Annotated in this window: 13 protein-coding genes; 9 read left to right on the top strand and 4 right to left on the bottom strand. The window is 34.7% G+C overall.

The window, feature by feature from the left end:
• Nucleotides 1-119: 119 nt before the first annotated feature.
• The 6 genes from JO950_RS09160 to JO950_RS09135 all read left to right on the top strand — a co-directional run bounded on the left by JO950_RS09160 (nt 120) and on the right by JO950_RS09135 (nt 8,404).
• A complete protein-coding gene (locus tag JO950_RS09160; RefSeq protein WP_202702363.1) occupies nt 120-2,360 on the top strand; it encodes a hypothetical protein in 2,241 nt (746 codons plus the stop codon).
• 322 nt (nt 2,361-2,682) lie between these two features.
• A complete protein-coding gene (locus JO950_RS09155; RefSeq protein WP_202702362.1) occupies nt 2,683-3,243 on the top strand; it encodes a hypothetical protein in 561 nt (186 codons plus the stop codon).
• A gap of 72 nt (nt 3,244-3,315) precedes the next feature.
• Nucleotides 3,316-4,737 carry an RtcB family protein gene (locus tag JO950_RS09150; protein ID WP_202702361.1) on the top strand — a complete coding sequence of 474 codons (1,422 nt, stop codon included), beginning with the start codon at nt 3,316-3,318 and terminating at the stop codon, nt 4,735-4,737.
• A gap of 805 nt (nt 4,738-5,542) precedes the next feature.
• Nucleotides 5,543-6,340, top strand: a complete 798-nt coding sequence (locus JO950_RS09145; protein WP_202702360.1) for a TatD family hydrolase — start codon at nt 5,543-5,545, stop codon at nt 6,338-6,340.
• A 231-nt stretch (nt 6,341-6,571) separates the two neighbouring features.
• A complete protein-coding gene (locus JO950_RS09140; protein ID WP_202702359.1) occupies nt 6,572-7,333 on the top strand; it encodes a nucleotidyltransferase domain-containing protein in 762 nt (253 codons plus the stop codon).
• Nucleotides 7,334-7,345: 12 nt separating this feature from the next.
• A complete protein-coding gene (locus tag JO950_RS09135; RefSeq protein WP_202702358.1) occupies nt 7,346-8,404 on the top strand; it encodes a DNA polymerase beta superfamily protein in 1,059 nt (352 codons plus the stop codon).
• 22 nt (nt 8,405-8,426) lie between these two features.
• Here JO950_RS09135 and JO950_RS09130 read toward each other — a convergent pair whose 3' ends face one another.
• From JO950_RS09130 to JO950_RS09115, 4 genes are all read right to left on the bottom strand, one after another.
• Nucleotides 8,427-9,254 carry a sensor histidine kinase gene (locus JO950_RS09130; RefSeq protein ID WP_202702357.1) on the bottom strand — a complete coding sequence of 276 codons (828 nt, stop codon included), beginning with the start codon at nt 9,252-9,254 and terminating at the stop codon, nt 8,427-8,429.
• Nucleotides 9,255-9,258: 4 nt separating this feature from the next.
• The gene (locus JO950_RS09125) at nt 9,259-9,852 is read right to left on the bottom strand and encodes a hypothetical protein (protein ID WP_202702356.1); all 594 of its coding nucleotides are present in this window, start codon (nt 9,850-9,852) and stop codon (nt 9,259-9,261) included.
• A gap of 61 nt (nt 9,853-9,913) precedes the next feature.
• Entirely contained in the window at nt 9,914-10,735 is an 822-nt protein-coding gene (locus JO950_RS09120; RefSeq protein ID WP_202702355.1) for a hypothetical protein, read from the bottom strand.
• A 5-nt stretch (nt 10,736-10,740) separates the two neighbouring features.
• Nucleotides 10,741-11,370 (bottom strand): response regulator transcription factor, encoded by a 630-nt coding sequence (locus JO950_RS09115; protein ID WP_017496092.1) that lies wholly within the window; start codon nt 11,368-11,370, stop codon nt 10,741-10,743.
• Nucleotides 11,371-11,595: 225 nt separating this feature from the next.
• Here JO950_RS09115 and JO950_RS09110 point away from each other — a divergent pair, with 225 nt between their 5' ends.
• The 3 genes from JO950_RS09110 to JO950_RS09100 all read left to right on the top strand — a co-directional run.
• On the top strand, nt 11,596-11,892 hold the full coding sequence (locus JO950_RS09110; protein WP_202702354.1) for a hypothetical protein: 297 nt from the start codon (nt 11,596-11,598) through the stop codon (nt 11,890-11,892).
• Between the two features lie 11 nt (nt 11,893-11,903).
• A complete protein-coding gene (locus JO950_RS09105; protein ID WP_202702353.1) occupies nt 11,904-13,064 on the top strand; it encodes a hypothetical protein in 1,161 nt (386 codons plus the stop codon).
• Nucleotides 13,065-13,268: 204 nt separating this feature from the next.
• On the top strand, nt 13,269-13,879 hold a 611-nt coding region (locus JO950_RS09100; protein ID WP_202702352.1), incomplete at its 3' end, for a hypothetical protein.

The raw sequence follows: 13,879 nt of genomic DNA, 5'->3' as shown, positions 1-13,879 counted from the left end.
CCGCTCCATTTTAGCTTAGTTAGTCTATTACACTCCAATTTCAGGTCAAGTGCTTCTTACTTCAAAATCTTTTAGGTAGAATCAGAAGCACCATTATCTAAATTTTAAAAATTAAAAAAATGAAAACAACAGCATTATTAAAAATCAGTTTACGTCAGAACGCTATTTTTATTCCATCAGAAATGATTGCGAATGACGTTAAAAATTTATCAGGAACAACATCCGTTTTGTTAGCCAATGTTTCAAAATTGGGATTTACATTTTCGGAGTCATTGCTTCAGGCTTTAAACAACGTAAGCCCGACTTACAAAGTTGAGGTTTTAGAAGTTTTGAGAGAAGTTTTAGGAACGGATAAAAACTGGACTCCATTGGTGAAAGAATGGAATGTTCCAACTGGAGAATCTGTTTTGGATCATATTATTACATATTTCGGAAATGTTTTTAAAACTAAAAACGGAACAACTTTATCCTGTGGACATATCATTCCTGATAATACTTTTCCGTTAGAAAGATACAACGGTTGTCCATTTTGTGGAACTCCTTTTGAATTTGGTAAAATCGAAAAAGTGGGACAGGGAAGCAAATTAAAAATGCTGGAATTGTGGTCCGAAAAAGATTTAAATGATTTCTATATATCCTTATTGCAATCCAAAACTGCTTTAGATGCTACTCAGACAGATAGCTTAAAAATGGTTATGCAGTACTTGCCTTTACGAAAAACTGAGGTAGCAATGAAGGAAACTTTAATGCTTGTAATCGATCTTTTGATTGAAAACGGTAAAGAAGAAGAAGTATCGCAATTTTTGAAAACACCAACAGATATTTTAAGATATTTATGGTTTAAGAATACGGGAATGCTTCAGATCATTGAGCCAAAAACCATTGTTAAAAGAGCCGCTAAAAATGGACAGCATTTTTATACTGTTTTGGATACAAGTGTGCAGGCGAGAATGGCGTCTCAGAAAGATTTGAAATTGAAATATTCAAGAAAAGGATGTTTGATGGTTGCCAACTGGTTGAATAATATGGATATGGAAGTTGAAGCCATGTGCGAAACGATGCATCCAAAAAGAGGAATGTGGGTTCGTTTTATCCGTGCCTTGCGTTTGGCAGAATACAGCAAAAGAAAAGGATTTGAGAAATTGAATTTTTTATTGGATGTATTTTACAATCAGGTATATGACGTTTGGCAGGGGAAAGTAAATTCGTCAAGGTTAAAGTTTGATGCCGATAAAACATTTGCGTTGTTAAAGCAACGTCCGGGGTTGTTTGCCCGTTCGTTATTTTCGAATATGCTTTGGTTTGGGGCTGATGAAACCATTGCTCATTTTTCTGAAATTATCGATAAAGTTCCGGCTAGACTGATCTTTACGCTGAACATGTATGCATCAAATTATTTTGATAAAAACATACAAAGAAGTGTAAAACCTTTAGGAGGAACCAATAAAAGAGTGAATCCAAACGCATTGTTGAATTTGTATGACGAATCACAGTTAGAGGAGATGAAAAATCAGATTGAGGATTTGTGTCTTTTGGCGATGAGAAAAAGATTCGCAGCGGTTAAAAATACCAATAAAACTATCTACATTGATCCGCAATTGTTTAACATTCCGGTTTCAATAGGAGATCGTAGCGATACGGTTCAGGATTTACCGGTGGCTTTGATGGGAACGCGTTTCCCGATTGAAGGCAACGAAGTGCGATTGTTTATGCAGTGGGGTGCAGGTTTACCGGCTCAACATCTGGATATGGATTTAAGCTGCCATATTGCCTACGAAGACCGTTCTGATATTTGTTCGTTCAGCCGATTGACGACTACGGGCTGTCAGCATAGTGGAGATATCAGAAGTATTCCGAATAAAATTGGAACTGCCGAATATATCAACATCAATATCGACGAATTGGCAAAAGCCAAAGCTAAGTTTGTGACTTTTACCTGCAATGCCTACAGCAACGGGAGTATCACGCCAAATTTGATAGTAGGTTGGATGAACAGCAAATACCCGATGAAAATTTCGGAGAAAACAGGAGTTGCTTACGATCCGTCTTGCGTGGATCATCAGGTTCGTGTGACGCAGAATGTGGCGAAAGGTTTGGTCTTTGGAGTTTTGGATGTAGCCAAAAGAGAAATCGTTTGGCTGGAAATGACTTTCGGAGGTCAGGTCGTACAAGGTTTGGACTTTAAAGGAGTTCAGGCTTTGCTTGCCAAATTGAACAGTAAATTGAATATAGGTAGTTTGTTACAGCTTAAAGCGGAAGCTCAAGGTCTAACAATCACCGAAGATAAATTTGCCGATGAGGTTTATACCGCACAATGGGCAATGAACGCAGCTGCAGTGACACAATTATTAATTGATTAATGTTTGTAGGTACAGAGGTACAGAGGTACAGAGGTTCAGAGAGGCAAAGGTTCAAAGGTTTATAGAGAGCAATGATTGATCACATTGTTTGTCATTTCGACGTAAGGAGAAATCACATGCAGGATTTGACAAAGATTGATGACATTCTTTGCGGGGTTTCTAGTGTGATTTCTCCTTACGTCGAAATGACAATTAGCACCTATAAAACTCTTCGATTTTGCGAGAAATATGTCTTTGCTGAGCAAAAAACTTAGAATTAAATTCATCTACGCAAAATAATTGCGCATTACTATTTGAATCTTTGAAAAACAAATTAATAGATATGAAAAATTCAGAATTTGAAATCCATCCTTTTAATGAAGTTTTCTACATAGAATCTTTATTAAATAAAACACGCTCAATTTTGAATGATGTTAAGTCATTAAATAAATTTTGGAAAAATGGAATTCATCATTGTAAAAATGACGATGCAATTTTAGATATACTTCAAAATATCATTGGGAATGTAGGAGCAATTTCTCGATTTTTTTGGCCTTCAAAGGATAAAGGATATTATAGAATTAGAGGAGAAAAACTTCGTAAAATTTATGATGTTAGTGATTCAAGTATTTTAAAAAATAGAGATATGCGAAATCTTATCGAACATTTTGATGAGAAACTAGATAATTTTTTGAAAGAATTTAATAGTGGAACGGTCATGCCAAAATATGTGGGACCGATAAGTTATGTAAATGATTTTAGAACATTTTTCAGAGCATATTTTTATGATAAACATATTTTTAAGATGCTAAATGTGGAATTTGAAATAGAACCAATAATAGCAGAAATTAATAGAATTCATGAAATGCTGTTACTCCAACAAGAAAATGGTGGTCGATTTTAAAATAACTGCGCAGCAGTAAAAAACCTTTGCACCTATGAACCTCTGGACCTATGTCCCTTAAAAAAAGAAACAATGAAAACACAAATAAACGGTACAGAAATATTAGAATTAGGATTTCCAGAAGGGAAAATAATCGGGATTGCCTTAAAAATAAACAGCAAAAGAAACGGATTTACAAGAGACGAAATGATCGCTTATTACAAAAACGTCTTAGAAACTCCGGAGAATTATATAGACGATAAAGTGTTCAGCAAACTGGCTGTTGCTTTAATCGAAAAATCAAACGAGAAACCGGAAGATTTCATTGCTTTAAATCAAAATCCAAATGCGTATTCGGCTTACGGACTGGATCATATCGAAGACGGAGCCAGAAAACAAATGGAAGTAGCCATGAAATTACCGGTTACCGTTGCCGGAGCCTTAATGCCCGACGCGCACCAAGGTTACGGATTACCGATTGGTGGAGTTCTGGCCACAAAAAATGCCATTATTCCGTATGGTGTTGGGGTTGATATTGGGTGTAGAATGGCGTTGTCGGTTTATGATATTCCGGAAGCTTTTTACTTTGAAAACGAAGCCAAATTCAAAAAAGAATTGATTAAGAATTCTATTTTTGGAGCGGGCCACGGATTTCATGGTCAGTACAAATCGGATCATGCGGTTTTGGAGAACGAGACTTTCAATAGGAATCCGTTTGTGAAAAACTTAAAAGATAAAGCCTGGTCACAATTAGGATCTTCAGGTGGTGGAAATCACTTTGTGGAATTCGGAATCATGGAATTTGCTCAGGACGATGCTGTTTTGAACATTCCAAAAGGAAAATATGTCGCTTTGTTAACACATTCGGGTTCACGCGGAATGGGAGCTACAATCGCCGGACATTATACTAGAATAGCCAAAGAGGTTTGTAAACTTCCGGAAGTAGCGAAAAACTTAGCCTATCTGGATATGAACACCCAATTGGGTCAGGAATACTGGATGGCGATGAATTTGGCGGGAGATTACGCTTCGGCTTGTCACGAGATCATTCATAATAAAATGGAACGCGCTTTGGGAGCGACGATTTTAGCCAAAGTCGAGAACCATCATAATTTTGCCTGGAAAGAAATCTGGAACGGCGAAGAAGTCATCGTGCATAGAAAAGGAGCAACTCCGGCCGGGAAAGGCGTTATGGGAATCATTCCGGGAAGTATGACCGCACCGGGATTTTTGGTGAGAGGAAAAGGTGAGGAGAATGCGATCAATTCGGCTTCGCACGGAGCGGGAAGACAAATGAGCCGAACTCAGGCGATTAAAAACATTACACCATCCGAGATGAAATCAATCCTGAGCGATCATGGCGTTACGCTTATCGGAGCAGGTCTGGACGAGGCGCCAATGGCCTATAAAGACATTCATCAGGTGATGAAAGCGCAGGAGGATTTAGTAGATGTAGTGGCTAAATTTACACCGAAATTAGTGAGAATGGCGGATGATGGGAGTAAGGAGGATTAGTGGTCAGTGATCAGTTTTTAGTGTTCAGTCGCAGTCGCAGTTTTCAGTGTGGAGGCGTGTTTTTAGTGATCAGTCTCGGTCACGGTTTTCAGTGTGGAAGCGTGTTTTTAGTGATCAGTCTCGGTCACGGTTTTCAGTGTGGAGGCATGTTTTTAGTGATCAGTCTCGGTCACAGTTTTCAGTGTAGGGGCGCACAGTAGTGTGTCTAGCGATTTGTGGTAATTTTAACCGCAAAGAACGCTAAGATTTACGCAAGGTTCGCAAAGGTTTTTTCCGCATTTTATGTCATCCTGAGGAACGAAGGATCACACGCGGGATTCGACAAAGATTGATGACATTCTATACGGAGTTTCTCGCGAAGATTTACCTCGTCAGTCGCTATCGCTCGAGTCTCCTTACGTCGAAATGACAAACTTTGTGGTGATTTTAACCGCAAAGAACGCTAAGATTTACGCGTAGGTAGCAAAGAATTTTTTAATGCAGATTTAAAAAGATTTTAGCGGATTATTTATAAAAATCATTTTGAATCTGCTAGAATCTGTAAAATCTGCGTGAAACAAAAAACTTAGCGTCCTTGTGCCTTAGGGGCAAAAAAACAATAATAATTTAAGGCAACAGAGAGAAAGAAAACCTTAGCACCTTAGCCTCTCAGAACCTTAGCCCCTTAAAAAAAAATAATCGGTTCCAAAGAGGAAGAAAACCTTAGCACCTTAGCCTCTCAGAACCTTAGCCCCTTAAAAAAAAATAATCGGTTCCAAAGAGGAAGAAACCTTAGCCTCTCAGAACCTTAGCACCTTAAAAAAAAATGACATATATAGACATAGGAATTAATTTAACGAATAAACAATTCCAAAACGACACAGACGATGTCGTACAAGACGCAATTGATACCGACGTATCGCAGATGATCCTCACGGGCACAAGCATACGAAACAGCGAAGAATCCGCGAAGATGGCGAGGCAGTACCCGGGTGTGCTGTATGCAACGGCGGGAATACACCCGCATGATGCGAAGAACTTCGATGCACAAAGTATTTCGAAACTTCGAAAACTATTAGAACTAAAACACGTAGTGGCTGTTGGCGAATGCGGACTCGATTTTGATCGTGACTTTTCGCCCAGAAATGTACAGGAAACCTGTTATAAAGCCCAACTAGAATTGGCGATTGAAGTACAGAAACCTTTGTTCTTGCACGAAAGAGCTGCTTTTACCAAGTTTATGGACATTACCAAAGATTATTTACCGCAATTGCCCAAAGCCGTGGTGCATTGTTTTACAGGAAGTTTACAAGAAGTCAAAACCTATCTCGATAACGGTTTTTATCTGGGTTTTACCGGAGCGATTTCTGACACCAAACGTTTTGCTCATTTAAAAGAAGTGATCCAGTACGTACCGCTCGACCGCCTGATGATCGAAACCGATGCGCCCTTTATGCTTCCTAAAAATGTGCCGAACAGCCTTTTGAAGAAATACCACGAACGCCGTTGCGAACCTGCATTTCTGCCGTATGTGGCCGGCACCATTGCCCAGTTTAAAGGAATTACTTTAGCTCAAGTGGCGGAAGAAACGACTCGAAATTCTAAGAGCTTTTTTGGAATTTAGTTGTAAAGAGACAAAGAACTGTTTTTGTCATTTCGACCGAAGGGAGAAATCACACACAGGATTCGACAAAGATTGGAGACATTCTGTGCGGAGTTTCTAATGTGATTTCTCCCTTCGGTCGAAATGACAAACATCACGAGAAAAAATGTAATCACACGTCTTTGTAGTAAAAAAAGTTAGGTATTCGTACTTGATTTGAAGGCTTTTTGTTTATTTACATTGAAAACAATCATGAAAGAAAAAATATTAGAAAAATTAAAAGAAATAGAAAAGCAGAAAGATGTAGAGGTACTTTTTGCAGTAGAATCTGGAAGTCGTGCGTGGGGATTTGCTTCTCCGGACAGCGATTATGATATTCGTTTTATATACAAACACAAACCAGAATACTATTTGTCGCTTTGGGAACAACCGGACGTTATCGAGTTCATGACCGAAGATGACCTTGATGGTTCTGGCTGGGATTTACGTAAATCTGTAAAGTTATTAGCAAAATCTAATACAGCTTTGATTGAGTGGTTGTTTTCGCCAGTTGTATATTTTCAGGAGGATGATTTTGTAAAACAAATGCAAGATTTAGCCGTTGAATGTTTTTCACCAATAGCGGTTTTACACCACTATTTAGGAACAACGAAAAACTTTATGGAAGTATGCGAAATGGAAGAAGTAAAACTAAAGAATTATTTCTACGCTTTAAGAACAGCTTTAGCAGGAAAATGGATTATAGAAAAGAATACTTTTCCACCCGTTGCTTTTGCCGATTTATTGCCAATTGCACCACAAAATATACAAGAGAAAATAATAGAGTTGCAAAATATAAAAGCCGGTCAGGATGAAAAATATTTGCACCCTAAAGAAACTTTAATAACCGATTTTTTATTGGAAACAATACAATTTAATCAAGAGAATGCTAGTAAGTTAGGAAGTGGGAATAAGATAAATGAAGAGTTGGATTTGTTTTTTAGAAGAGAAACATTTAAGAATAGTTTAGTTTAAAATTTCAGTAAAATGACCATCCAAAATTTAAAATCCCAAAACCTAATCCTATTCGAAGTTATTTCGGGTAGTAGATCTTTTGGGTTAAATACACCAACATCCGATACCGATATTAAAGGGGTCTATTATCTGCCAAAAGAAAAATTCTTTGGGTTAGATTATATTCCGCAGGTTAGTAATGAGACGAATGATGAGGTTTATTACGAAATAGGGCGTTTTGTAGAATTATTGCTTAAAAATAATCCTAATATTTTGGAAATTTTAGCTTCACCGGAAGATTGTATTTTGTACAAACATCCGCTGATGGAGCGTTTACAATTAGGAGATTTTTTGTCTAAACTCTGCAAGGATTCTTTTGCAGGTTATGCCATAACTCAGATCAAAAAGGCGAGAGGTTTAAACAAGAAAATTGTAAATCCAATGCCAAAGGAAAAGAAAAACCTTTTGGACTTTTGTTATGTTTTAAATGGATATGAAACAGTTTCTTTATTGGCATTTTTAAAAGAGAATAACTGGAATCAGGAACAAATAGGTTTAGTAAATCTTCCTAATTCAAAAGGAATGTTTGCCATGTTTTATGACGAAAATAAAATTTTGGGTTATAAAGGAATTATTCAGAAAGAAACCTCCAATGAAGTTTCGCTTTCATCAATTCCAAAAGATGAAAAGCTAATGGGTTACTTGTCTTGTAATCAGGATGGCTATTCAAAGTATTGCAAAGAATATACTGAATACTGGAATTGGATTGAGAAGCGCAACGAAGATCGTTACAATACGAACCAACAACACGGGAAAAATTATGACAGTAAAAACATGATGCATACTATCAGGCTTTTACAAACTGCGGAACAGATTTTGTCCACTGGAAAATTAAATATCAGAGTTTCTAATCGGGACGAATTATTAGATATAAAAGCAGGAAATAAAGAATACGATGATTTATTAGAAATGGCCGATCAATTAATTGCTTCAATCGAAAGTCATTACGTAACTTCAAATCTTCCTGAAAAACCTGATGAAGAAAAGGCCCTTCGAACTCTAATCAAAATCAGAGAAGAATTGTATAAATAAGGAAAAGCCTGCTTTTGATGTATTAAAAAGATTCTTTACTGTACTGTTCTAAAATTTGATCTTCTAAGGGGCACACAAACAATAAATGTGTCCCTTTTTGAGCAGGAACAATTTTAAAAGTTCCACGTATGGCTTCCATTCGAAGCGACATATTGTTGATACCATTTCCTTTTTGAATCGTATCAGAAAATCCAATTCCGTTATCATTCACTGTAATTTTAAGATCATTCTCAGTCTGTTCAAATTGAATTTGCAGAGTACTTGCCTCACTGTGTTTGTATACATTGTGAACGGCTTCTTTTACTACCAAAAAGAGATTTCTTCTGGCTTTTACAGATAAATTGGTTTCTTTTTCAATGATATTCGAATCTAGCTGAAATGTTACAGTCGTTTTGTCTAAAAAACGTTTGACATAGAGACTCACATATTCTATAAAATTACCAATAGTATCATTTTGAGAATTCAGACTCCAGAGAATTTCTCTCATGGCTAAATTCATATCTTCTGAAGTAGCTATAATAACTTCCAGATCTTCCGAAAAACTTTCTTCAGGCATTTTATATTTTAAAAATTCTGCCTGAAGTTTTATGGCCGAAATTCCGGCACCCAAATCATCATGCATATCTTGCGAAATACGCTCTCTTTCTACTTGAATCGCTTTCTGACGTTCTAATTCTTTCTGCAGCAACTGGTTTTGAAACTCGGTTTCTTTGATTTGGTTTTCCTGTTGCTGAATAAGCTGTTTTTTGTTGTAAATAAAAACTATCATAATAATGAAGCATACAAACAACAGCATTATAATAATGGCGATAATATAGGTTAGTTTTATTTCGGGGGGAAGCTCTCTCATTGGTTTAAAATTTACAGAATAAACCTCTTATAAAAATAAAATAAGACAGGATCGTAATTATTTGGTATCCAAAATTTATATCTTTTAGAAACTCTTTATCATGAAGATCGAGCCAGTACATAGGAATCAATCTGAACAAGAAAAATGTTGACCAAATCAATAAAGAAAAGCTAATCCAAAAAGTCTGTTTTTGAGATATCCGAACCGAATCTGTATGTAATAACTGGTTTACAAACCATATTAATGACAGTATGATGTATATTGTACTCATTAAAATACCCACAGCCGTTGGATAATCATTTTTAGAACTTGCCACAAAATAAAAGTATAATACAATTGAGGTTATGGCTAAAACACCAATTAAAGTGGTATTGACTTTTACGATTCGATAATAATTTGAAAAATATAAAATATAGGCTAAAGAACTATAGGTGTAAATTTCTGAGGAGAAATTTCCCCAGCCAAAAATTTTAGTGGTTTCAATAATAAGAACTACACCGAAATAAAGCCATAAATAGCGTTGTCTTGCCAGTCTATTTTGAATAGAAAAGGCAAGACAAACTGCTATTGTAAAAAGATATAAATGGATTAAAAACATAGATTAACAGTGATCAGGTGAGTTTAAACAAAAAGTGTCCTGTGCAGTTGACTGAATTAAATTATTCAAGTTTAGTTTTATCAATAGTAGGACATGTAACAGTAGGCGGGTTTAAGCAGAAAGTGTCGTATGCACCTGGTTCTCCGAGTTTAGTTGAATTTCCAGCTATCATAAATAAACTAAACTGATCTTTATAATCCCTGAAATTGGTAGCAGTAGTGCGATTTTGGCGACGTTGTTCTTCATAAAGCACAAGATCTCTGTCTTTTACTATAGCGGGATGAAAAACAATTTGAAAATCTTCCGCAGAGGGATCTACATTTCTCAATAAACCGGTGAAATCACTTTTCTTTATGCTGATAATTTTTGTGTTTGAAGTTTTACTTCCTAATTGCTCATCATATTCCTTTACATACTCATCTAATATTGGCTGTAAACTACAACTAAATAGATTGTTAAACCTAAAATTTCCGGTTGTTCTATCAGTTAATAATATTTCTTTTTGTACATCCATTAGCAGATATTTCTCTTTTTGATCATCAAAAGAGCAGGCAAATTCTAATCTTGCTTTTCTAAGTTGTAATGAATTATTTCTAAAAGCATCATCAAACTCTACTAATTCTAAACGAAGGAAGGTAAAGTCTTGTTCCCTTATAAAATTAATAACTGCCTTGTTCATTGAATACGTTTGGTTAAGCTTTTCATTAGCCGCCAGAATTGATTTTTTAAAATTATTCGTAAGGCTGTTTTTTAGTATTTCAGGGATTGGTCCAAACTTCAAACCCTTATTTTCAAGATTTTCCGATAATTCTGTTAACAGGTCGTTGTAAACTTCTGAAAAATTTAAAGTTTCTTTTTCTTTAATAGTGTCGATTTCATTCATGGTTTCTAGTTTTTGGTGTTAAACTTGTTAATTGCTTCAATTTTGTTACTAACCTGTAGTTTTCGGTAGATATTGCCAATGTGTTTTTTAATGGTGTCGATGGTGACATTTTTTTTATCGGCAATTTCTTTGTAGAGAAGTCCCTGCGCCAGCAAGTCAAGAACTTCTTTTTCGGTTACAGTCAGTAACGATAAGGTTTGTACTTGTACTTTTGTTTCCTGAAAATGTTGTAAAACGCGCTTTGCAATCGCAAAACTCATAGGGGCACCGCCTTTGTGAGCTTCCTGAATCGCCTGAATTATCTTGTCCAGCGGATCTCCTTTTACCAGATAGCCACTTGCACCTGCACGTAATGCCGAAAATATTTTTTCGTCATTTTCAAAACTGGTGCACATAACAAAGGTGGTGCCTGGCATTACGTCTGTTAATTTAAAAACAAGATCAATACCTGATAAATCCTGCAGCTGAATATCCATTAAAACCACGTCTGGTTCCAGGGCTTCCAGTTTTTGCAAAGCATTTTTACCGTTAAAAAACTGAGCCACACATTCCATATCCTGCTGGAAATCGATGATATTTTTTAAGGCCTGATTGTAATTCTTATCATCCTCTACTATGGCTACTTGTATCTTCATGGCGTTACATTTTCTTTTACAAAGTTGTACAATAAGTTCATTGACCGCAATTACCCTTTTGGGTGATATTAGAAATTAACTCAAAAAAGACAAATGGTATTTATAGAATAAACTTACAAAAAATAAAGTGAGAATTGTAAAAAATAAAATATCACCCAAAAGGGTAATTGATTGATATACTGTTATCAGGGTACTTTTGAAAGGTTAACTAAAAACATAGGAATCATGAAAACAATTAAGGTAAAAGTTAGAATTAGTGGTGGATTAGCCCCCTTGCCAATTAGAGTTGAAATCAAAAATATAGACACTCGTAAAGAAATTGAGTATGAATCTCCAACTTCTTTTAATCAAGATTTTAATATAGAAAGCGGTCGATATACCCTTCAATTATTTGGAATGAACTCTATAAATGGAAAAACAGAAATTGAGGTAGTGGGTAGTTTTACCAGAGGGCCATTTTATAATGCTAAAAGAGTGACAACGAAGCCATTCATTACTGAATTATTTTATTTCGAAATTTAAATAAACAGATCATGAAAAAATATTTTATAAGCTTGCTACTTTTAATGTCTGTTCATGTTGTGTTTGCGCAAGATAAAGAAGTACAAAAAATCAGAAAAGAAGTAGGTGATTCACAATCGGGAAATTACAAAGAAGTTTTATCTAATTTATTTCAATTAGGAACTAGTAATTTAACGGGGCCAAACAAAAGTGTCGAATTTAATTCTACCTTATACGGTATCAAATCTATTTTTTGCGAGAATATCACAACAGATATAGTTTTTTCTAAACAGAAATTTTCAAGAAATTTTGAGTTCAATACAAAGCTTAATTTTGATGAACAATTTAATTACAAAGGATTTTCTGGCGGAATTACTTACGCTTTAATTAATCAGAGAGAAAAAGAAGTTGCTTATTTTGCAAAAACTGCACTTGAACTTAAATATGAATTTTGGAGGAGTCAATTATCTGAAATAAGAAACAAATTTATTGATGAATTAGATAAAACAGATGACGAGAAGTTAAGTGCAAATATAAAAGCTATAAGTATAGCAAGCACTATACTGACAAATAAAGAATTTGATAAAATAGAGGAATTAAGTAAATCAAATATTTATTTTAATAAAATCATTACTGAGTTTGAAAACCGAAACAAATCGATAAAATTGCAAGATTATATTGATAGAATTCATGAATTAAGAAAAGATAAATATTCCGATCTTGAAAAAAAGGCATTATGGACGGTTTCTTTAAATGGAACTACTAACGATAAGGGAAATAATAAGAAACTTACTTTCGGGACTGTTTTTTTGCAAGGTTTTAAAAACCTGGAATTAGATATTAGATCAAATTTAATTTACTCCGACACTTTAATAGAGAAGAGTGTTCAAAGATTAGAATCGAGAAATTCTGCCGGTCTTAACTATAAAATGCTTAAAAGAAATGACCAAAGTGTATTTGAAATAAAATTATATATGGAGTATAATTCGATTTTGAAAAATAAATTAGCTAATGAAAAAAAGAATACTTTTTTAGCGAGTTCCGATTTCAGAATTCGTGTAACTAAAGATATTTGGATTCCTTTAACGATCAAGTATGATATTGAGAAATCTAATTTTCTTGGTTTTTTGAATGTTACTTATAATTTTGGAAATTCGGATGCAAATGGTGATCTCAAGTTAAATAAACTTTAATTATAAAGCCTAATAATTTGACAAAAAACACTGCTGCGCAAAATAATTGCGTAGCAGTGTTTTTATTTTGGAACTTGAGAAAAAACTCTTGTTTAAATCAGGTGTTTTTACTTGGTTTAAAGGCTTTTTGTTTAATTACATTTGAAACGATCAAGACAGAAAAAAGCTTGTATTAAAAGTAAAATAAATAAATAAAAAAAAATTATGGCATCAAAAGTAGCTGAGAAAACGAGTGATTTAATAGTACATATTTTAAAAGCATTTAAGCATGCTAAATCTAATGATGATAGTGCATTGACTTATATTAGAAAAGGATGCGAAGCGATGTGCAAGATTATTATTATGCAACGAAAAGGTGGAAGTGATGGTATGAAAATTATTAATGGAGCTTTGAATAATACAAATTTTTCCATAGTTAGTAGTGGGGCAAAGTCTTTAGATCTTTTTAAATTAATAGAAACTTGTAAATTTCATAAGTGGTTTAATAACCAAGTGAAATTGAACGAGAATCTATATCATAAATTTGAAGATTTAAGAAAATATACAAATAAAGGTTCGCATGATACGACAGGGTGTAATTCGATACCTAGTGAACATGATATACATTATTGTATCATAATTTTTAAAAAAATAATAACCTGGTTTTGGGAAGAAAAGCTATTGACTAATCTGCCTCAAGAATTAATGGATGGTATTAATAATATGCAGATTGATGAAGAAATTTTAATTGAAAATAGTAATTGGAATTACCTTGCAGATCTTTGTGACAACTTTAGTTCGACTACGCAAAATTTTTTAATCTCCCCATCTAGTTT

The organism is Flavobacterium sp. UGB4466 (assembly GCF_903469665.1).
GTDB lineage: Bacteria > Bacteroidota > Bacteroidia > Flavobacteriales > Flavobacteriaceae > Flavobacterium > Flavobacterium lipolyticum.
This window is presented reverse-complemented; position numbering and strand designations above follow the sequence as displayed.

Coding starts and splice junctions, on each gene's coding strand:
- JO950_RS09160 (WP_202702363.1), top strand. CDS start 120: ATGAAAACAACAGCATTATTAAAAATCAGTTTACGTCAGAACGCTATT.
- JO950_RS09155 (WP_202702362.1), top strand. CDS start 2,683: ATGAAAAATTCAGAATTTGAAATCCATCCTTTTAATGAAGTTTTCTAC.
- JO950_RS09150 (WP_202702361.1), top strand. CDS start 3,316: ATGAAAACACAAATAAACGGTACAGAAATATTAGAATTAGGATTTCCA.
- JO950_RS09145 (WP_202702360.1), top strand. CDS start 5,543: ATGACATATATAGACATAGGAATTAATTTAACGAATAAACAATTCCAA.
- JO950_RS09140 (WP_202702359.1), top strand. CDS start 6,572: ATGAAAGAAAAAATATTAGAAAAATTAAAAGAAATAGAAAAGCAGAAA.
- JO950_RS09135 (WP_202702358.1), top strand. CDS start 7,346: ATGACCATCCAAAATTTAAAATCCCAAAACCTAATCCTATTCGAAGTT.
- JO950_RS09130 (WP_202702357.1), bottom strand. CDS start 9,254: ATGAGAGAGCTTCCCCCCGAAATAAAACTAACCTATATTATCGCCATT.
- JO950_RS09125 (WP_202702356.1), bottom strand. CDS start 9,852: ATGTTTTTAATCCATTTATATCTTTTTACAATAGCAGTTTGTCTTGCC.
- JO950_RS09120 (WP_202702355.1), bottom strand. CDS start 10,735: ATGAATGAAATCGACACTATTAAAGAAAAAGAAACTTTAAATTTTTCA.
- JO950_RS09115 (WP_017496092.1), bottom strand. CDS start 11,370: ATGAAGATACAAGTAGCCATAGTAGAGGATGATAAGAATTACAATCAG.
- JO950_RS09110 (WP_202702354.1), top strand. CDS start 11,596: ATGAAAACAATTAAGGTAAAAGTTAGAATTAGTGGTGGATTAGCCCCC.
- JO950_RS09105 (WP_202702353.1), top strand. CDS start 11,904: ATGAAAAAATATTTTATAAGCTTGCTACTTTTAATGTCTGTTCATGTT.